Consider the following 18,411-nt stretch of genomic DNA (forward strand, 5'->3'; position numbering starts at 1 on the left):
ATACTATACGGTGATATGGCGTAATTGCAGTATTTTCAGCAGAGAGAGACCAGATTACGGTGAAATGATATCAATTGTAGTATTTCCGCTAAGAGCCTGGATTACGGAGACAGGGGTACTATTCCCACAATATGGAAGATAGGCCAGACCTAAGCATTCAACTCTCAAACAAAGGGAATGTTACTTATGCCACACAATACCTTCCCGAGGCCATAATATCGCCGTCTCTGGGTTACGGTGACACGACATCAATTGCAGTATTTGCCACTAAGAGTCCCAAGCGGACGCAGTGCACGTCACCACATTAGCCTTGCAACCGGATGCTCCCCGCCGCCCGCGCTTTCCTTTCCGCCAAAGACGCCCATGCCCGCAAGAGGGGCAGGGCGCTTTGCCGGACAGGAAGGACGTGGGGCTGCGGCCCCACACCCGTTACTTCGCTGTGTCGACGATTGCCTTGATGACATCCGAAAAGTGCGTCACACTTTCCGGAAAGCGTGCTAATTCAGCGGCGAGTAGTCCGTCGGGTTCATCTCAACCGAGACAACACCGGCGGTAGCGACGAGGATCGGGCCGTCCACCTGGCTGTCGGCAGCGACCTTCTTCCATGCCTCGTCAGCGCCGAACGCGGCCCACGCCGCATTGCGCGCGTCCTTGTTGGGGAAGGCCAGAGGTAGACCATCTTGTTGTCCATGCCCGGCTGGTCGCTGGTTGGGCGCCAGTAGAGTATGTTGGTCATGCCGTGCTTCTTGAAGATGCCCAGTGTATGGTCGCGAAAGCGGGTGTGGAGATTTTCCAGCTTGCCTGGATTGGTGGTGTAGGTACGCAGCTCGAAATAGCGTGGCGGCGTTGCGGACGTGAGGTCCAGGGCCGGGGAGTAGTCGGTCGGCACGAGGAATAAGGTCTCGACCTTGGTGGTGAGCGAGCCATTGGCCTGGCTGGCGCTGTAGACCCTGGTCCATTCCGGATCGGTGTTGAAAGCGGCCCACGCGGCGTCACGCGCAGCGCGGTCCTTGTAGCCCATGAGATAGATGAGGCGATGATCGTCGGGATTTTCCGGATGCGGATTACGGTGACATGATATTGGCATCCCTGAAATCAACCGCTGCTCCAAGAGGCGACGAAGGTCGAGCGGCGAGACGGTCTTTCAGAATGCCCGGTCGAGACGCGCACGCCTTATATTCAGGGCCAAGGCTTCGATTCCTCTTTCGAGGTCATCCGAGGAAATTCCACCCAAGCCCAGAACCAATCCGTTCAGTGGTTTTTCGCCCATCCACATCGAATTCGTGGAAATCAGGCGCAGGCCGTTCGCCCGTCCAAGCCGGACAACGTCGGTGCAGTTCACTTGCTCTCGAAATTCGACAGTCAGGAAAACGGCGCCCTCATTGGCGATTCGGCGGACGCTGTCACGGCAGTGTTTCCACAAGGCGCGTACAGCCACCTCGCGCTTCTTGGCATAGATCGCAGAGACCTTTCGAACGTACCGGGCCAGGTGACCTTCCAAAATGAATGCGGCGAGAGCGTCCTGCTCCAACTGGGGCGTTTCGTGACACATGAATTGCTTGGCTGAGAGCAGGGAGGCAAAGGCCCACTTGGGCGGCGCGATGTATCCGAGCCTCAATTCGGGAAACATGCATTTCGAGAACGTGCCGAGGTAAAAAACGCAGCCGGACTGATCCAGCGACTGCAGGGCGTCGGCCGGCTTGCCTTTGACCGGGAACTCCGCCTGGTAGTCGTCCTCCAGGATGAGCGCGCCAGCTTCTGCGGCGAGGTTTAGCAATTCGCGACGCCGGCGCGGAGACATGACCACGCTCATCGGAAACTGATGAGACGGCGTGACGTAGATCAGGTCGATATCGACGGGAATCATGCCGACGATCATGCCCTCGTCATCGACGGGGATCGGGACAATCCGGGCGCCCGCCTGCTCGAAGGCACGCTTTGCGAAGGTATAGCCCGGATTCTCGACTGCGACCGTCGTCTGACCCGGTTTCACGAAAATCCGGCATAGAATATCCAGGGACTGTTGCGTACCGGCCGTCACGAGCAGATTTTCAGGCGTGCACGCTACGGCGCGTGACAGCGAGACATGCCTTGAGATGGCATGCCTCAGTCCTTCACGGCCTTGCGTTTGCGCGTAGGTCGTTGCTCCGGTCCGGTATTCACGCGCGGATCGGGCGCAAAGCCTCCTCCAGGCCTGTGATGGAAACGCCGACACATCGGGAAGGCCTGGCAGGAAATCGAATTTGACATTGATGGCAGCGAAATCGAAAACCTGGCTCGTGCGCCAGTAGGGATTTATGTGTTTCAGGGCGAGATCATAGGACTGCGGCACGACGGACAGCCCGGTAGGCGTTTCGGCCTGGACGACGAAAGCGCCGTTACCGGCCTTCGATTCGATATAGCCTTCGCTGGTCAGGCGGGCATAGACGTTGATCGCCGTGTTTCTCGAAATGGAATAGTCGCTCGCCAGCTGCCGGGATGAAGGCAGCCGCACACCTGGCACCAACCTCTTTTCCACTATCGCCGACAGTAGCCGTGCGTAGATCGTATCGGCCAAGCGTCGGCGCGGCGCATCGGCCAAACCCGTCAAAATCTGTGTCAGTGGCTCCATAGCAAATTCCGATAATGGATCTTTAAGGGAGCCACAACCTTTGTGTATGTCGAGGGGCTGGTTTTCACACGCAAATTCTCAGGGCGCATTTAACTTTCCTTTGAGTGTTACGGACCGGTAACGGTAGAGCAGGGTATTCCAATGAAAAATCCATCGAGCGTCGACGTGACATCAAATGAAGCTTTTTTTGCTCGCCTCGGGCGCCTAGGTCAGACCAAGGGAGGGATAATACTCCTGGGATTGGCGGCGATCATGTACGGGATCGCCTGTTTCTTGCAGCGAGACTTCGCGATCTATTGGCAGCCGGTGCCGCAAAACTTGCCGTTTCGGCTGCCGCTCGCCTACTTGTCGGCGGGCCTGCTTGTCCTGGGGGGCGCGGGCCTGCTGATCACCCGTACCGTTCGGGCAGCGGCAATGTTGCTGCTGCTTCTCTTCTTGCTCTACGACGCCTGCTACTTATGGATACTCATCCACGAGGGCCTCCAGAAATCCCTGTTGGGCCTGGCTGAACAGTCGTCAGTGGTGATCGGCAGTTGGGCGATCTTGCTTAGGATGCGCGCGGGCGGATCGGCGGCAACAGCGGTGGCGCGCATAGGATTCGGCATCTGCTCGATCATTTTCGCCCTTGCCCACTTCATAGGGTTCAAGATTACGGCGAGCATGGTGCCGGCATGGATGCCCGGCGGTCAGCTTTTCTGGGCTATCGCGACGGGTGTAGGTCATCTCGCCGTTGGCCTCGCCTTGATCGGGAACCGTCTTGCAATACCGGCGACGCGCCTGGGCGCGTTAATGTACTCCGCATTCGCGCTGCTGACGTGGATGGTTCCGGCTTTCATACATCCAACGGAGTGGCTGCGGTGGGCTGGCGTCGCCATCAGCCTATGTATGGCAGGAGCCTTGTTGCTGGTAGGTGATCTGCTGGCTGCGCGCAAGGAGGATAGATGATTTCCAAGCACGAGGGGATACCACCGTTGCTATCACCGGGCGTCTGGGGATGCCAGAGCCGCGGCCACGATCGGTTTATGGAGACCGGGTAGAGTCAAGTCGGCGCTTATAGATTATTGTTTTAACGCGCTTTTCCATCCGAGAACTGCGTCAAATTTTCCGGAAAGCGTGCTACTTCAGCGGCGAGTAGTCCGTCGGGTTCATCTCAACCGAGACAACGCCGGCGGTGGCGACGAGGATCGGGCCGTCCACCTGGCTGTCGGCAGCGACCTTCTTCCATTCTTCGTCTGCGCCGAAGGCGGCCCAGGCAGCGTTGCGCGCGTCCTTGTTGGGGAAGGCCAACAGATAGACCATCTTGTTGTCCATGCCCGGCTGGTCGCTGGTGGGGCGCCAGTAGAGCATGTTGGTCATGCCGTGCTTGTTGAAGATGCCCAGCGTATGGTCGCGGAAGCGGGTGTGGAGATTTTCCAGCTTACCTGGATTGGTCGTGTAGGTTCGTAGCTCGAAATAGCGCGGCGGCGTTGCGGATGTGAGGTCGAGGGCCGGGGAGTAGTCGGTCGGCACGAGGAATAGGGTCTCGACCTTGGTGGTGAGCGAGCCATTGGCCTGGCTGGCGGTGTAGGCCCTGGTCCATTCCGGATCGGTGTCGAAAGCAGTCCACGCGGCGTCACGTGCGGCGCGGTCCTTGTAGCCCATGAGATAGATGAGGCGGTGATCGTCGGGATTTTCCGGATGAAAGAAGGCGATCGGCGTCATGCCGTGCTTGCGGAAAAGGCCGATCGTGTGATCGCGGAAGCGGGCGTCGAGCTCGGGCATCTTGCCGTCGGCCGCCGTGTAGACGCGCAACTCGTAGAGGCCGATCTGCGGAGGCGGTGGGATGCCTTCGCCGCGGGCCACGCAGGCGGCGAAAAGGGCGGTGGTGGCAATGGCGATGATCAAGGCGGCATGGCGAAAGACTAAGCCGGGACGTGTTTGGGCAAGGGTCGTCATATTTCCCACCTGTCTTTCGGCCTGTTTGTCGACCTGTGATGGCCTGGACCGTAAATGAAGTTGTCCAGACCATAATCTCTGCGCCGCATGCGGCCCTGGTCACCGAATTTATTGTGTCTCACCTAAGGTGTGCAGTCCATTATGAAATGCATAATTGTCTCCTGGAAATTATGCATTGCATAATCGCAGTCGGACAGGCTCCTGGAGCGTCGATCTGGTAGAGTTAGGTAGACCTTTAGATTATTGGTTTAACGCGCTTCTTTATCCGTGCGGTCGCCGTGTTTCCTTGGTTTTGGGCGTTTCTGTTTGAATATCGTACCGTTCGTATTTAATTGCAGGGGTCACCAGATGTCCGCGACAACGCAACACAATCCCAACCGGAAACTCAATCAGCTACTTCTTGATGCGGGCGCAACAAAGACCGTATATGCCTTGGTCACTCCAGAAACGGAGGCAGCAAAAGCAGCCATTCTGGGCAACGCCGCTTCTGATGCCATTTGCGATCAGGCGCGTGCAACCTACCTGGAGCAGTTTCGGGAGGCATGGACAGGCAAGCAGGAGCAACTGCACCAGGAATTTTTTGACACCTGGCACACTTGGTCTTTGCCTCTGATCGATCTGGATCGGGAGAAATTCCCCTTCTCATTTCCGACGGCCGGCGCGAGCGAACCCTTGCGCCATTTGATTTATGACTACGGAAATACGGCCCGCGCCGAAAATTTTATTCCGCGCGTCCATGTTTTCGAGGGGGATTACGAAGGTTACAAAGCCTATGCGGAAGCCGCCCATATCGAGCTTGTCGAACATGACCGCCGCGAGTGGCAGGTAATCGCGGATAGCTTGCCCGACACTGAACTGTTTTTTCTTAGCCAGCCATCGGCGATCGATGGCAATGTCTGGCATGAAGCCAATCACTTTCTGAAGCGATTATCGGCGAAATCCCAAACGCCGCGTGTCATTATGGACATGACCTATGTGGGCGCCATTGCCGACGCACCTTCCGAAAAGTTTGCACTTTCGGAACCTTGCGTTCGCAATATTGTCTTCAGCCTGTCAAAGCCATTCGGGGTCTATTATGACCGTATCGGCGGCGTGTGGAGCCGTGAACAGGATTTGGGCTTGTTCGGCAACATGTGGTTCAAGAGCCTGCACGCCCTTCAGTTGGGAACAGAATTGATGAAGCGACATACTGTCTTCAGTTTGCCGCGCACCTACCGTCCCATTCAACTTGAACAGATACAGCGCGCCAGTGAACGGCTCAAAATTCCGCTCGTGCCTGCAGATGTCTACATCCTAGCAACCGCGCGGCCCTCGACCCAGATAGATAGCGACCTCGCAACCTATCTAAAGCGGCCGTCGTCCGACCCTGCCGCCCCGCTGAGGCTATGTTTAACGCCGGGTATGGCAGAAGCCATAGGCACGAGTGGGCCGGTGCGCACCAACATCGCAAAAGGGCATGTCCTGAATTCTGGAGTAATGCTTTGAAAAATATAGAGATACTGGAATCGTATAACGAGATTTATGATTTTGTTCTGGACACATGGCAGACAGATGTCTTTCGAAACTCTCATGCTCAGGGCGGACACATTCACGATATTGTAAGCCAGTTTGCCAAGATGCCGCGGCTATTTTGTGAGGCGAGCAACGACGATCTGGAACGCTCGCATTTCCCCACATGGTTTGGCGCCTCGATGCAGCGGCACGATTACAGCAATCCTGTTATCGCGGATCTCTATCGTTACCACGAGTTCCTTCACGGGGGCACAATGCCTTATTGGCCTGGACTGGGGCCGGATGCCTTTGAAGAAAAAATGACCCGTAACGAACTGGAGGCATCAACCGCGTCAGAAATTGCCATTTATTTTGAAATGCCGGGCCTGCGCGAAGCGTCCTTCAATCATCCCATCTATGCAGATCGTTATCTCACCAATCCGGCAATGCAGGTATTGTGGGATAACAACAAGACTGTGGCATTGGAAACTTTTCGTCTCATGCGACGAAATGTAATGATCGGCAAACCTGATAACGAACTGGACATAACCGAACGCTGGGTGAGAAAATTTACGGAACAAAACGCACAGTATTTTTTGATCTGGCGCAACCGCTATGACGAAGTCGAACGGCATATGTTTGAATTTCAGCAAAGGGTCTACGGCGGAGACCGAAAGGGTGCAATCTGTCTTCATGCTGACTGGCTAGAGGCAGAAATGGCCGGCGATCCGATCGACCAGGTTCCCTTTCGCGATGAAGCACAATTATTTGCCCAGCACTATCTGCACAATAGAAAGCTGTATAATTTAGCCATGCAGGTCGAGACTCAGCGATTGCAACAGGAGGCTTAGGCCGTGTTACGGTGACATGATCAATTGCAATATTTATGAGACTGCAAAGCTGACGTCTTTCACCACCCAGCCCCACACCCCGTTACTTCGCTGCGTCGACAATCGCCGTAATCACATCCGGAAAGGCCTGTTTGCCCGAGTCCCGGTTGAACAGCCCCGACGAATGGTTCGACGTCGGTCCATTGTCCCAGTACATCGGTATCACGCCGTGTTTGTAGGCCGACGACGTCACATACTGATCCCAATAGGTGCGGTACTTGCCCGGCGCGTCATATTCCGTGCGCACGCTGGCGCCATATTCGCCCAGGATCACCGGCACGCCCTTGTCGACGAAGTTGGTCTTCATCTTCTGGAACTGTCCGTCAGTAAAGTTTTCATTGGCCCAGGTCTGAGTATGGGCCGCGTCCTTGGCGATCGATCCCCACTGCCAGATGGCGCCATTGGTGTTCAGCGTGAAGTCATACGGGTCGTAATAGTGCACTTCCATCATCAGCTTCTTGGGGGCGCTGTCACTCGGCAGCGTCGTGTTGCACAACAGGGTATTGTCGATATTGGTGTTGTAGCCCTGGACGACCAGCCAGCGCGACGCATTGTTGCCGCCGGTGGCGCGCACGGCATTGACGAAGGTCTGGTTGAAGCTGTTCTGCACCGCACAGTTTTCCGGCGTCGGGGCGCTGTAGACGTCCTTGACCATGATCTCGTTGGTGCCGGCGAATAGCAGATGGTCGTCATAGTCTTTGAAATTGGTCGCGATCTGCGTCCAGAAGGCCGCCAGCCGCGCATTGGCTATGACCCGGTTACCCTGGACCGGCTGCAGCCAGCCGCCGTCCCAGTGGACATTGATCATCACATACAGCCCGGCCTTGCGCGCCGCGTCGACAACCTCGGTGACGCGCTTCATCCAGAACGGCTTGATCGTGTTGTCGGGGGCAGCGTACTGGTTCCACGCCACGGGAATGCGGATGCTCTTGAAGCCGGCTGCCCGGACGCCGTCCATCAACTGCTGGTCGGCCGCCGGATTGCCCCACAGGGTTTCCTGCGACACACCGAACGGCGCGCCATTGCTGTTCATGGCCTCAAGCGTGTTGCCAAGGTTCCAGCCAGGCGACATCTGGCTAAGGGCGTTTTCACCCGTCAAGGCCATGTCGGCCGCAGCCCCGACAGGTTCCGCGGCCTGAGCCACGCCGCATAAGGCCAGCACGGCCACAGCCGCCAATCCTGAAACAGACTTCAAGGAAAACAATTGGATGTCCCGTCTTATAGGTTTTTGGCAGCGTCGGTCGCGCCGTTTTGTTCACCGTATAATCGCCTGAGCCTTGCCGCCAACAGATTATTTCATATCTGGCGACCTTTTTACGGGTGTGTGGCGCCCGTATCGCGTCAGGCCAGCTTGCCGATCCAGGCGTCGAAACTGTCGAGGAAGCCCTTCAGGAACTTGGCCGTACCTTCGCTGGCAAAGGCGCCGTCGTCGTTGAGCATCTCGGGTTTGAAGCCGATATAGACCTCGGGCTCACCCATGACATGGGCGCCGCAGATGACCATGGTGCTGCGCAGTTGCGACTGGGCGACCGCGGTTCCGATGGCGCCGGTCGACGCACCCGTGATGGCGACCGGCTTGCCCGACCAGGCGTTTTGGCCGAAGGGCCGCGATGCCCAATCGACGGCATTCTTGGTCACGGCCGGCAGCGAGCGGTTATATTCCGGCGTGATGATCAGTATGCCGTCGGCGGTTTTCACCTGGTCCTTGAGCTGCGTCACCTTGGCCGGCGGATCGCGCCACAGGTCGTCATTATAGAGCGGCAGGTCCATCTCGGCATAAGTAAAGACGAATGCGTCCGCCGCCACCTTTTCCAGGGCGTGGGCAAATTTGCGGTTGATCGAGTCCGCGCGCAGGCTGCCGACCAGGACCAGGATGTTACGCATAGAAATCTCCATCAAACGATTCGCGTCATCCTGCGCCGCTGTCGCTCAATCGTCCAGCATCTCACCCAGCCGCCGCACGGTATTCCATATCCGCGATGTGCCGATCCCCAGCCGCTTCGTCGTCAGGGCGCCGAGCAGCCGTGACTCGCTGGGCTTGCCGCCGAATTTGACCCACAGATCGCCGCCGGCCACGCATATCTGGTCGTCTGCCGGCCTATAACGCTCCAGGGTTTCCAGAATATCATCCTGCAAAGGCGTTCGCATGACCCGCACCATAACCTTGTCGGTGTCGTCGCCGGGGAAGGGATTGGCCGCGACGGTTTTCCGCCAGCGGGCGGCGTCGCGCACGATAATATCGACATGCTTGCCGAACCGCGCCGCAAATGCCTTCTCCAGTTCGCGCTCCAGGGCAGCTTCGGTGGTGCCGTGGGCTTCGAACAGCAGGTTGCCCGTCGCCACCAGGGTGCGCGGATTTTCAAGCCCTATGCCGGCAGCCACGTCTTTCAGGTCGGCCATAATCAGCCGGCCTTTCGGCAGGACTATGCTGTACAAAAGGGCCACATAGGTCGTCATGCAGCGTAAATAGCCTCTTGCGTCCCGGTGCGCAATATGTTCACTATTTGTTCATGTTCGCCAATGCCTCGCTTTTCGACTGTCTTGACCCCAAACCCTTGCCGGGATTGGGATACTGCGAGGATTACATAACACCGGCCGAGGAAGCCGAATTGATCAAGCGGATCGATGAGCGACCGTGGTCGCTGGAACTGCTGCGTCGCAGACAATGGTATGGCTGGGCCTATGGCGATACGGTGCTGGGCCGACCCGACGATTATCAGCCCGAGGCCATGACGGAATGGCTCAATGTCTTCGCCCGCCGTCTGCATGCCGACGGTCATTTCGACGGCGTTCCCGACCGCGCCCTGGTCAATGAATACGAGCCGGGGCAGGGGATCGGCGCGCACAAGGATCGCGACAGCGAACATATCAAGTCAGTCGCCATCATCAGCCTGGGCTCAGCGGTGATGATGGATTTCACGCGTATTGGTCATGAAACGCGTTCCTATTATCTGCGTCCGCGCAGCCTGGTGACCATGCGCGGCGAGGTGCGTGAAAAATGGCTGCACGGAATTCCCGGCCGCAAGAGCGATAAGGTCGGCGGGCTGGTCCTGCCGCGCACGCGTCGACTGTCACTGACATTTCGTTATGCTGCGCCGGATAGATAGCTCTGAACTTAGCCGGGTTTTCTCCCTCCTCCCTGTGCGAAGCGTGGGGAGGTGTCGGCAAAGCCGACGGAGGGGTAGTCATGTCGGATAGGCTTTTCTGCCGTTCCAGGTGTACATGATTGGCATGGTCCAAAGGCTTGGATAGCTCGGTGAAATAACCCCTCCGTCGGCTGCGCCGCCACCTCCCCATTGCTACACAAGAGCTTCGCAACAGGGAGGAGGGAGTATCCTCGTCTACCCGGAAACAAAGCCAATACAATATGTAGCTGGGGCTGAACCGCCTATGCTCCCGACCCTTTCCCGAGCTATCCTTTTGACGCCGTAATCATGGCCTCGCGCTCGGTGGGGGTCATCAAGCGCCACTGGCCTTCCGGCAGGTCGCCCAACTGCAACGGCCCGATGCGATCGCGAAACAGGTCCAGAACCCGCAGTTCCACCATGTCGCACATGCGGCGAATCTGGCGTTTGCGGCCTTCGCGCAGGACAAAGGTCATGGTCTGCTCACCCGTCCGCGTCACCTCAGCGGGCCGCAGTTGCCGGCCGTCCAGTTCCAGGCCATGGCGCAACCAGGCCAGCTTGGCCTCGATGATCTTGCCGCCGACGCGGACGTGGTATTCCTTGTCCAGCTCAGACTCCGGCCCGATGACCGCCTTGGCCAGGACGCCGTCCTCCGACAGGATCAGCAGACCGCGCGAATCCTTGTCCAGCCGGCCGATCGGCGCCAGTTTCGAATTCTGGTCCGGATAAACATCGGCCGGGCCATAGACATTGGCGCGGCGGATCATCCGCACAGCCGGGGTTTCGCCCGGTTCAGGCTGGCCCGACACGATGCCGAGCGGCTTGTGATAAATGACCGTCAACCGGCCTTCCGGCGCGGTCTCGTCGCGATCCAGAGTCACGGTCTGGCCGGGCAGGACCTTGCGCCCGGCATCGCGGACGACCTCGCCGTCGAGGCTGATCAAGCCTTCCTCGATCAAGGCATCGGCCTCGCGTCGCGAACAGACGCCGCTCTGCGCCAGCCACTTGTTGATCCGCACCGGTTCCGTGCCGTCATAGGTCTTGCTAAACGCCATGATAGGGTCGATCCTCCATTAGGATTTCGTCGCGATATGAGTCGAAAATCGCCCAGTTCCAGGAGCATAGCTGCAGCAAGGGTTGTCCCCTTGCAAGGCTTTGCGACGCTGAAATGGGCGATTTTCGCCATACCCCGAAGGGGCGCCGCCAATTTGTTCGCTGGCGGCGTTGAAAAGTCCTTGTGGTGTGGTGCACCACGGCGGCCTTTCCGCCTGGCCAGCGAACAAATTGGCTGGCGTCGCGACGGAAACCTAGTGGAAGATCGACCCTAATCTCCACTGGGCGGCCATAGCCAAATTCGGCGCGGGAAGCTAGTGTTGCGTATGAGCGAACTCTACGACCGATACCAGGCCTGGCTGGCCGCGCGCACCGAACCACCCGCCGAAGTGATCAAGGGCCTGCACGGACCGGAGATAGACCATGTGCGCCTGGACGCCGAAGGCCTGGCTGCCAACAACTGGCCGGTGGCCTTTCCCCCCGACTTGACTGTCCAGAAGGGCGACCGCCTGGCCTATGGCGGCTATGACGAAGACCGCGCCATCTATGATGGGCCGGTTTTCACGCCGCAGGCCGGCGGCGAAGTACGCACAATCCACCTCGGTGTCGACATTTTCGCGGCGGCCGGAACGCTGGTGTATGCGCCGCTGGATGGCCGCGTCCATAGCTTCCAGGACAACGCCAACCCCAAGGATTATGGGCCGACCATCATCCTGGGACACACAGTCGGCGAATTGGTTTTTTACACGCTGTATGGCCATCTCAGCCGCGACAGCCTCGACGGATTGCATGCAGGTAAGGCGTTCAAGGCCGGTGACCGGATCGCGGCCCTGGGCGGCGTCCAGGTCAATGGCGGCTGGACGCCCCATCTGCATTTCCAGGTCATACTGGATATGATGGACAAGGCGGGTGACTATCCCGGCGTCTTCAAGCTGAGTGAGCGTGCCTACTGGAAACGGATATGCCCCGACCCGGGGCCCCTATTGGGATTGACATCATGACGTTGCGCTTCGTTCTTGCCTGCCTGGTCATGGCCCTTACGCTGCCGGCCTGTTCGCGGGCCCAGGATGTGGCCGCGGGCAAGGCCTATTTCGATAACAATTGCGCCCTGTGCCACGACGCGAGCCCGCAGGCCCAGGCCTTTGAGGGGCCGGCCCTGTTCGGCGTCGCCCATCGCAAGGTCGGCGGTGTCGCCGACTATGACTATTCCCAACCGCTGAAAGACGCCAATGCCGCCGGCAAGACCTGGGATGCGGCGGCGCTCAATGCTTTCCTGGCCGATCCGCAAGCCGCCATGCCCGGCACGCGCATGCCGGTCGCCATTGCCGATGCGGGCGATCGCAAAAACGTCGTCGCCTATTTGATGAGCCTGAGCGGGGCAAAGGCAACCGCGCAGAGCACCACTTCGGGCGCCGACACCTTCGACTGGCGCCAGGATGCGCCGGGTGTCCGTCACGAGGTGACCGTCGCCGACCTGCCCAAGCCCTTTGCCACCAACTCGGCCGGTAACAATCCCTCCGTTGTCGCGGCGGATACGGGCGTGATGCCGAAGGTCCCGGCGGGCTTTACGGTTTCTCTGTTTGCCGACCATCTGGACGGGCCGCGCCTGGTGCGCACGGCGCCCAATGGCGACCTCTATGTCGTCTTGTCCGGTGCCGGCAGGATCCTGGTCTATCGTAACCAGGGTGGCCAACTGGCGACGACAGCGCAAACCTTTGCCACCGGCCTGAACCGTCCTTTCGGTATCGATTTTTATCCGGCGAAAGACTCCAAATATCTCTACGTCGCCAATGTCGGTTCGGTGGTGCGTATTCCCATCGCTGGCGGTCCCGCCGAAACCGTTGTCGATGACCTGAGCAGCACCGGCGGGCACAATACGCGCAACCTCGTCTTTTCGCCCGACGGCCAATATATGTACATTTCAATCGGCTCGGCCAGCAATGTCGCCGAAGGCATGGGCAAGGCGCCGGCGGGGTTTGTGGCAGGGCGCGCCCTGGGCGAAAGCTGGGGCGGTGAGGATGGCCGGGCCCTGGTCCTGCGTTTTACGCCCGATGGCAAGAACCGCCAGGTCTATGCTACGGGCCTGCGCAACTGTGTCGGTCTGGGTTTCCGGCCGGGCAGCGAAGACCTCTATTGCTCGGTCAATGAACGCGACGGTCTGGGTGATAACCTGGTGCCGGACTATTTTACCCGGGTGGGGCAGGGGCAGTTTTTCGGCTGGCCGTGGTATTATCTCGGTGACCATGCCGACCCGCGTCAGGCGGGCGTGCGCAACGATCTGGAAGACCGGATAACGGTGCCGGATATCTGGTTCGTGTCGCATTCGGCGCCCTTGGGCTTTACCTTTTACGTCCCGCCGGCGGGCGCGGCCAAACCTTTCCCGGCCGACTATACCGGCAATGCTTTTATCGCCCTGCATGGATCGTGGAACCGCAGCGTGCGGACGGGCTCCAAGGTCGTGCGGGTTCGGTTCGAGGATGGCAAGCCGGTCGGGGGTTATGAGGATTTCATGACCGGTTTCGTTATCGACGATAAGCGGGTGTCGGGCCGTCCGGTGGCGATCGCTGTCGGTCCTGATGGGGCTTTGTATGTCAGCGACGATGCTGGCGACAAGATCTGGCGGATTTCAGCTGAGTGAGGATATGGGAGTGGTTTTCTGTAGTGCTTAAGTGTGTATACACGTCGTCTACAGTGGAATTTTTCGTGCCGAAAAATTCCACTGTAGACGACGTCGGTGCGCTGAATTGCGCGAGTCTGGCTACACCCGGATGCCGGCCTTTAAGGCTGCCGCAGCCAGTGCCTTCAATTCCGCCTCGCTCAGGGCCTCGACCTGGGCCGCGAAGCTAGTCTCCGGCACGTCGATGATCCGTCCCTTGTTCATCCGCAATACCCGATCGGCCAGGCGTTCGATCTCATAGGCGTCATGACTGACATAGAGGATCGGCAGGCGCTTGCCGATATCGGCGATAAGCGGAATAATCCCGGCCTTGGCATCGGAATCGAGGCTCGACAAAGGCTCGTCCATCAGCAGCAGGTCGGGGGCGCCCAACAGCGTTCGGGCGATGGCCACGCGCTGGCGTTCACCGCCCGACAGCCGCGCAACGCCCCGGCCCAGCAACGCATCGATGCCCGTAAGGCGCACGATCTCGTCGAAGTCGACCGCAGCGCCGCCATTGCGATAGCGGGCATAGTCGAGATTGCCCTGGACGCTGAGATGGCTCAGCAAGGACGGCTCCTGGAAAACATAACCAAGCCGGCGTTGATGCACGGGTACGAAGCGCCTGCCGTCCTGCCACACGCTGTCGCCGATGCGGACATGGCCATCGAACCGGGTCAGGCCGGCTATGGCGCGCAGCAAGGTGGTCTTGCCCGATCCGGACGGTCCCCACACCGCGGTAATCCCGGTCGCCGGCACGTTAAAGCCGGCATCGAGCACAAAGTCGCCGACCGACCCGTTCAGCGCGATATCGAGCCTCTCAGTCATGGGCCTGTCCGATCCGCCGTTCGATGACCAGCAGGCTGAGCAGGACCGCAAAGGCAAAGGCCATCAGCCCACCGGCCAGGATATGGGCGCCCTGCCAATTCAGTTGTTCGACCATTTGGTAGATGCGGATCGACACCACTTCGGTCTTGCCCGGTATGGCGCCGCCGATCATCAGCACCACGCCGAATTCGCCTACCGTATGGGCGAAGACCAAAAGGATGGCGGTCAGGAAACCCTTGCGCGCCTGGGGGATGGCGACGCTCCAGAAACTGTCCCATGGTGACGCGCGTAAAGACGCCGCCACTTCGAACGGCCGCTTGCCAATGGCTTCGAAGGCGTTGCGGATCGGCTGCACGGCAAAGGGCAGGGAATAGATGACCGATCCGATGACCAGGCCGGCAAAGCTGAAATTGAGCGTGCGCACGCCGAACGGATGCAGCAGCGCCATCAGCGGGCTTTTCGGCCCCATGGCGACCAGAAGGTAAAAGCCCAGCACGGTCGGCGGCAGGACGATGGGCAGAGCGACGACGGCGGTGACGATATCGCGGACCAGGCCCGTCCGCCGCGAAAGCCACCAGGCAATCGGCGTCGCGATCACGATAAGGCACAGCGTCGTCACCGCCGCCAGGTTAATCGTCACCACAATTGCGTCGCCTATACCTTCCATTATTTTGGCTCGTCCATCAGCCCTGCGTCCTGAACCAGTCGACGATCGCCGTCATGTCGGGCTCAAACCCGCCGGGGATATAGATGTTCAGCACGCCGGCGCGGGCCTGTGACGTGTTGGAAAAATCATGGATCACACCTGGCGGAATGCGCAGAAAGGCGCCTTTTTCGGCGTGAATCGTCTCGTCTCCGGCCAGGAAGGTCATGGTGCCTTCCAGGACGTAGAAGATGTCGTCATTGGCGTCGTGGCTGTGCGGGCCGGGGCCGGCCTGTCCGGCATCCAGCCACCATTCCGAAATCGAATAGGTGTCCGCCGTCTCCTCGCTGTCGGCGAGGAAGTCCGCCTGCATGCCGCCCATATCGTAGTGGCGGCCACGTCCCGCGGGCACATACAGGACGCGTTGACGTGCCTCGCTCATGCCGCCTCCGGCTTATGACAGACGGCTTCGATATTGTAGCCGTCGGGATCGAGCACGAAGGCGCCGTAATAGTTGGGGTGGTAGTGGGCACGCACACCGGGAGGGCCATTGTCGTGACCACCCGCCGCCATGGCCGCGGCGTAGAACGCGTCGACCCCGGCGCGATCGGCGCTTTGGAAGGCGATATGGACGCCCGGAGTCGGTGTGCCGCCATTGATCCAGAACATCGGCACGCCGCTGGTGCCGAAACCGGCGCCGGAGACATGTTCCATCAACAGCCTGAAGCCCAGCGGGGCAAAGGCGGCGTTGTAAAACGCCTTGCTGCGTTCGTAATCGCTGACGCGCACACTCATATGGTCGATCATTTGACGTCGTATCCGTAGGACTGGATGATCTTCACGCCTTGCGGGCTTTTCAGGAAATCGAGATAAGCCCGGGCGGCCGGGGCGTCCTTGCCCGGATTGAGCAGAACGGCCTGCTGATCGATAGGTGTATAATAGTCCTTGGGCACATACCACACCGAACCGCGTGGGAATTTGAAGACCTGCGACAGGGCGATGAAGCCCAGCTCGGCCGACCCCGTATTAACAAACGTATAGGCCTGGGCGATCGAAGCCCCCTTGACGATCTTGGGGGTCAACTTGTCGTACAGACCCATCTTTTTCAGGGTTTCGACGGCCGCAACGCCATAGGGCGCCGCCGCCGGATCGGCGATGGACAGATGTTCGAACTCGCCCTTGGCCAGGACATTCCCCTTCTTGTCGACAAAGCCCGGCGTGGCGCTCCACAGGACCAGGGTGCCGTAGGCATAGACGAAGCGCGTACCCACAACGCCGTAACCGTCGGCTTCCAGCCTGGCCGGGCGCTCGGCATCGGCGCTGAGGAAGACCTCGAACGGCGCGCCCTGTTCGATCTGGCTGAAGAAGTTGCCGGACGGGCCGAAGCTCATCACCACCTTGTTGCCGGTCTTCTTTTCGAAGGCCGTGGCGATCTCCTTGGCGGCGTCGGTAAAGTTGGCGGCGACCGCCACCTGGACGTCCGCAGCCTGGGCTGTGAACGGGAGCAGGGCAGCCATGGCAAATGCGAAAAGCGTTCTGCGTTTCATTCGGAACCTATCTGTAGGATTAGAAATTAAACTGGCTCCGCACGGCGAAGCTCTTGTAGTCCTGGCCAACCTGAAGGTTCGACGCGTTGACGCGGTCAACCTTCACGCTCTGGCCCATGAAGATAAAGCGGACGGCCGGGTTAAGCTGCCAGTCGAGGCCGAGGCTGGTGATATCCTGCTGCCCGCCCAGCACGCGGTCGCCGGGGAGGGTGGCGTCGGCGTGGTAGTTCAGGTCGATGGTCGAATAGCGCGCCACCAGTTCCATGGCGCCCCAATGGCCGTTCGACGGATCGAAATTGGCCTTGGGCGCGATGCCGTCGAAAGCGGCCGTCTGCGTATTGTATTTGCGTGCTTCGCCGGTCAGCACCCAGCCGCCTTCGATATACCAGCCGCCAAAGTCGGGGTCGGTGACGCCAGCCGCCGGATTGAGGCGGGTGACGCTGTAATGGAAGGCTTCGGTCGAGGCGTAGAACGACTTGTACTGCCAACCCAGCTCAAAGCCGGTCGCGGCGCCGGAGCCGGCATTGATGGCGCCCGTATCGATCAAACGCGTACCGTCAACCCGCAGTTCCGGACGGTCACGCAACTGCACCGGATAGCGCGTGGTGACGGTTCCGCCGGGGAGGGCGGTGTTGGCGTCGACCGGATTGATAATGCCGGAATAGTTGACCCCGGCATGGACCAGCCAGTCGAAACCGCGGAACGGCGTCCCGGCGAAGCGAGCCGCGATACCCAATTGTTCGTCATTGGTAGGCGGGGTCAGGGTCGTGGCCTGGGTATTGAACTGAGACACCGTCCCGCCGGTCAGGGCCACCGACCACAGGTGGCGGTCGCCATAGTTGAAGGCGGCCAGGCCGATGCGCGTATCGCCGCCGGCGAAGTTGCGGGCGATTTCGGCCGAGGCCGGACGTTCCAGGAAGGGCGAGGCATTGGTCGAACCGGCATCGGCCAGGCCGACATTGGGGGCGAATTCGCCCAGCCGCAGCCTGGTGTGCTTAAAGCCGTTATATTGCAGATAGGCTTCGTGGAAGCGACCGACGTCTTCCGCCCCGGCGCCGCCGAAGTCGAGCAGGATATTGTAGTCGAAATCCTTGAACAGCTTGCCGCCGATGCCGATGCGGGCGCGGCGGAAATTGGTGCCGGAATTGAGATCGCGTGCCGACACCGACGCCGGCAGATCCTTGTCCTGGCTGTAGGTCGCGGCGTCGAGCTGGAAGACGCCCTTGAGATTGACCGTAAAGGCGCCGTCATTAGACGCGATGGTCGCCGTGCCGTTCTTGATCGTAACGGCGGTGGTTGGCGCTGCAGGCGTGGCTGCCGGGGTTGCTGCGGGAGCGGCCGGCGCCGCCGCAACGGCGACAGGCTTGGGCGCAGGGGCGGGCGCATTATACTGGGCAGCGACGGTCGCCTTGAGGTTATTCAGTTCGGCCTGCTGTGCATCGATCTGCGCCTGCATGGCGTCCATCTTGGCCTGTATCTCGGGTGGAACCTGCTGGGCAAGGGCAGGCGTGGCCAATACGAGGGCCAACAGGCTGACGGAGGCGGCTTTGACAACTGTCCGGTTCGTCCGGTGCGTGGTGAGGGTCATGGGTGGAAGGCTCCTGGTGCGTGCGCGAAGATTAAAGCGATTCT

General features: G+C 59.7%; 19 protein-coding genes. 6 read left to right on the plus strand and 13 right to left on the minus strand.

Annotated features, from left to right (window positions below):
- Positions 1–526 precede the first annotated feature (526 nt).
- Together AC1DXO_RS23950 and pdxR are read right to left on the minus strand one after the other, a co-directional pair.
- Positions 527–1,087 (minus strand): NIPSNAP family protein, encoded by a 561-nt coding sequence (locus AC1DXO_RS23950; protein WP_476980728.1) that lies wholly within the window; start codon positions 1,085–1,087, stop codon positions 527–529.
- Between the two features lie 57 nt (positions 1,088–1,144).
- Positions 1,145–2,611, minus strand: coding sequence for a MocR-like pyridoxine biosynthesis transcription factor PdxR (pdxR, locus tag AC1DXO_RS23955; RefSeq protein ID WP_476980729.1), 1,467 nt, complete (start codon positions 2,609–2,611; stop codon positions 1,145–1,147).
- A 141-nt stretch (positions 2,612–2,752) separates the two neighbouring features.
- Between pdxR and AC1DXO_RS23960 the strand changes: the two genes are divergently transcribed.
- Positions 2,753–3,556: a hypothetical protein gene (locus AC1DXO_RS23960; protein WP_476980730.1), complete on the plus strand. Its 804-nt coding sequence runs from the start codon at positions 2,753–2,755 to the stop codon at positions 3,554–3,556.
- A 171-nt stretch (positions 3,557–3,727) separates the two neighbouring features.
- Here the strand turns inward: AC1DXO_RS23960 and AC1DXO_RS23965 are convergent, their stop codons facing one another.
- A complete protein-coding gene (locus AC1DXO_RS23965; protein ID WP_476980731.1) occupies positions 3,728–4,546 on the minus strand; it encodes an NIPSNAP family protein in 819 nt (272 codons plus the stop codon).
- 348 nt (positions 4,547–4,894) lie between these two features.
- On the opposite strand from AC1DXO_RS23965, the gene AC1DXO_RS23970 reads away from it, so the two are divergent.
- Positions 4,895–6,031, plus strand: coding sequence for a hypothetical protein (locus tag AC1DXO_RS23970; RefSeq protein WP_476980732.1), 1,137 nt, complete (start codon positions 4,895–4,897; stop codon positions 6,029–6,031).
- On the plus strand, positions 6,028–6,888 hold the full coding sequence (locus AC1DXO_RS23975; RefSeq protein ID WP_476980733.1) for a hypothetical protein: 861 nt from the start codon (positions 6,028–6,030) through the stop codon (positions 6,886–6,888). The genes AC1DXO_RS23970 and AC1DXO_RS23975 overlap by 4 nt, the downstream gene beginning before the upstream one ends.
- A gap of 82 nt (positions 6,889–6,970) precedes the next feature.
- On the opposite strand, the gene AC1DXO_RS23980 is transcribed toward AC1DXO_RS23975, so the two are convergent.
- From AC1DXO_RS23980 to AC1DXO_RS23990, 3 genes are all read right to left on the minus strand, one after another.
- Positions 6,971–8,122 carry a glycoside hydrolase family 5 protein gene (locus AC1DXO_RS23980; RefSeq protein ID WP_476980734.1) on the minus strand — a complete coding sequence of 384 codons (1,152 nt, stop codon included), beginning with the start codon at positions 8,120–8,122 and terminating at the stop codon, positions 6,971–6,973.
- Between the two features lie 146 nt (positions 8,123–8,268).
- Positions 8,269–8,811: an NADPH-dependent FMN reductase gene (locus AC1DXO_RS23985; RefSeq protein ID WP_476980735.1), complete on the minus strand. Its 543-nt coding sequence runs from the start codon at positions 8,809–8,811 to the stop codon at positions 8,269–8,271.
- A 45-nt stretch (positions 8,812–8,856) separates the two neighbouring features.
- Positions 8,857–9,384, minus strand: a complete 528-nt coding sequence (locus tag AC1DXO_RS23990) for a DUF1697 domain-containing protein (protein WP_476980736.1) — start codon at positions 9,382–9,384, stop codon at positions 8,857–8,859.
- Between the two features lie 53 nt (positions 9,385–9,437).
- On the opposite strand from AC1DXO_RS23990, the gene AC1DXO_RS23995 reads away from it, so the two are divergent.
- Positions 9,438–10,034: an alpha-ketoglutarate-dependent dioxygenase AlkB gene (locus AC1DXO_RS23995; RefSeq protein WP_476980737.1), complete on the plus strand. Its 597-nt coding sequence runs from the start codon at positions 9,438–9,440 to the stop codon at positions 10,032–10,034.
- A 305-nt stretch (positions 10,035–10,339) separates the two neighbouring features.
- Here AC1DXO_RS23995 and AC1DXO_RS24000 read toward each other — a convergent pair whose 3' ends face one another.
- On the minus strand, positions 10,340–11,107 hold the full coding sequence (locus AC1DXO_RS24000; protein WP_476980738.1) for a pseudouridine synthase: 768 nt from the start codon (positions 11,105–11,107) through the stop codon (positions 10,340–10,342).
- A 324-nt stretch (positions 11,108–11,431) separates the two neighbouring features.
- On the opposite strand from AC1DXO_RS24000, the gene AC1DXO_RS24005 reads away from it, so the two are divergent.
- Complete coding sequence (locus tag AC1DXO_RS24005) at positions 11,432–12,106, plus strand: peptidoglycan DD-metalloendopeptidase family protein (RefSeq protein WP_476980739.1); 675 nt, start codon at positions 11,432–11,434, stop codon at positions 12,104–12,106.
- Positions 12,103–13,743 carry a PQQ-dependent sugar dehydrogenase gene (locus tag AC1DXO_RS24010; RefSeq protein ID WP_476980740.1) on the plus strand — a complete coding sequence of 547 codons (1,641 nt, stop codon included), beginning with the start codon at positions 12,103–12,105 and terminating at the stop codon, positions 13,741–13,743. Before AC1DXO_RS24005 ends, AC1DXO_RS24010 begins: the two co-directional genes overlap by 4 nt.
- Before the next feature lie 120 nt (positions 13,744–13,863).
- Here the strand turns inward: AC1DXO_RS24010 and AC1DXO_RS24015 are convergent, their stop codons facing one another.
- Genes AC1DXO_RS24015 through AC1DXO_RS24040 form a run of 6 tightly spaced genes read right to left on the minus strand, consistent with a single transcriptional unit; the run spans position 13,864 to position 18,367 of the window.
- Positions 13,864–14,589 carry an ATP-binding cassette domain-containing protein gene (locus AC1DXO_RS24015; RefSeq protein WP_476980741.1) on the minus strand — a complete coding sequence of 242 codons (726 nt, stop codon included), beginning with the start codon at positions 14,587–14,589 and terminating at the stop codon, positions 13,864–13,866.
- Entirely contained in the window at positions 14,582–15,256 is a 675-nt protein-coding gene (modB, locus tag AC1DXO_RS24020; protein ID WP_476980742.1) for a molybdate ABC transporter permease subunit, read from the minus strand. Before modB ends, AC1DXO_RS24015 begins: the two co-directional genes overlap by 8 nt.
- A gap of 16 nt (positions 15,257–15,272) precedes the next feature.
- A complete protein-coding gene (locus AC1DXO_RS24025) occupies positions 15,273–15,674 on the minus strand; it encodes a cupin domain-containing protein (protein WP_476980743.1) in 402 nt (133 codons plus the stop codon).
- Complete coding sequence (locus AC1DXO_RS24030) at positions 15,671–16,039, minus strand: VOC family protein (protein WP_476980744.1); 369 nt, start codon at positions 16,037–16,039, stop codon at positions 15,671–15,673. Before AC1DXO_RS24030 ends, AC1DXO_RS24025 begins: the two co-directional genes overlap by 4 nt.
- Complete coding sequence (modA, locus tag AC1DXO_RS24035; RefSeq protein ID WP_476980745.1) at positions 16,036–16,749, minus strand: molybdate ABC transporter substrate-binding protein; 714 nt, start codon at positions 16,747–16,749, stop codon at positions 16,036–16,038. The genes AC1DXO_RS24030 and modA overlap by 4 nt, the downstream gene beginning before the upstream one ends.
- Positions 16,750–16,798: 49 nt before the next feature.
- The gene (locus AC1DXO_RS24040) at positions 16,799–18,367 is read right to left on the minus strand and encodes an OprO/OprP family phosphate-selective porin (protein ID WP_476980746.1); all 1,569 of its coding nucleotides are present in this window, start codon (positions 18,365–18,367) and stop codon (positions 16,799–16,801) included.
- Between the last annotated feature and the right edge of the window lie 44 nt (positions 18,368–18,411).

It is taken from the genome of Asticcacaulis sp. P2_C5 (genome assembly GCF_056404555.1).

What these genes read in the sequence shown, in the direction of transcription:
- AC1DXO_RS23950 (WP_476980728.1), bottom strand. Translation starts at nt 1,087, where the DNA reads ATGCCAATATCATGTCACCGTAATCCGCATCCGGAAAATCCCGACGAT.
- pdxR (WP_476980729.1), bottom strand. Translation starts at nt 2,611, where the DNA reads ATGGAGCCACTGACACAGATTTTGACGGGTTTGGCCGATGCGCCGCGC.
- AC1DXO_RS23960 (WP_476980730.1), top strand. Translation starts at nt 2,753, where the DNA reads ATGAAAAATCCATCGAGCGTCGACGTGACATCAAATGAAGCTTTTTTT.
- AC1DXO_RS23965 (WP_476980731.1), bottom strand. Translation starts at nt 4,546, where the DNA reads ATGACGACCCTTGCCCAAACACGTCCCGGCTTAGTCTTTCGCCATGCC.
- AC1DXO_RS23970 (WP_476980732.1), top strand. Translation starts at nt 4,895, where the DNA reads ATGTCCGCGACAACGCAACACAATCCCAACCGGAAACTCAATCAGCTA.
- AC1DXO_RS23985 (WP_476980735.1), bottom strand. Translation starts at nt 8,811, where the DNA reads ATGCGTAACATCCTGGTCCTGGTCGGCAGCCTGCGCGCGGACTCGATC.
- AC1DXO_RS23990 (WP_476980736.1), bottom strand. Translation starts at nt 9,384, where the DNA reads ATGACGACCTATGTGGCCCTTTTGTACAGCATAGTCCTGCCGAAAGGC.
- AC1DXO_RS23995 (WP_476980737.1), top strand. Translation starts at nt 9,438, where the DNA reads ATGTTCGCCAATGCCTCGCTTTTCGACTGTCTTGACCCCAAACCCTTG.
- AC1DXO_RS24000 (WP_476980738.1), bottom strand. Translation starts at nt 11,107, where the DNA reads ATGGCGTTTAGCAAGACCTATGACGGCACGGAACCGGTGCGGATCAAC.
- AC1DXO_RS24005 (WP_476980739.1), top strand. Translation starts at nt 11,432, where the DNA reads ATGAGCGAACTCTACGACCGATACCAGGCCTGGCTGGCCGCGCGCACC.
- AC1DXO_RS24010 (WP_476980740.1), top strand. Translation starts at nt 12,103, where the DNA reads ATGACGTTGCGCTTCGTTCTTGCCTGCCTGGTCATGGCCCTTACGCTG.
- AC1DXO_RS24015 (WP_476980741.1), bottom strand. Translation starts at nt 14,589, where the DNA reads ATGACTGAGAGGCTCGATATCGCGCTGAACGGGTCGGTCGGCGACTTT.
- modB (WP_476980742.1), bottom strand. Translation starts at nt 15,256, where the DNA reads ATGGAAGGTATAGGCGACGCAATTGTGGTGACGATTAACCTGGCGGCG.
- AC1DXO_RS24025 (WP_476980743.1), bottom strand. Translation starts at nt 15,674, where the DNA reads ATGAGCGAGGCACGTCAACGCGTCCTGTATGTGCCCGCGGGACGTGGC.
- AC1DXO_RS24030 (WP_476980744.1), bottom strand. Translation starts at nt 16,039, where the DNA reads ATGATCGACCATATGAGTGTGCGCGTCAGCGATTACGAACGCAGCAAG.
- modA (WP_476980745.1), bottom strand. Translation starts at nt 16,749, where the DNA reads ATGGCTGCCCTGCTCCCGTTCACAGCCCAGGCTGCGGACGTCCAGGTG.
- AC1DXO_RS24040 (WP_476980746.1), bottom strand. Translation starts at nt 18,367, where the DNA reads ATGACCCTCACCACGCACCGGACGAACCGGACAGTTGTCAAAGCCGCC.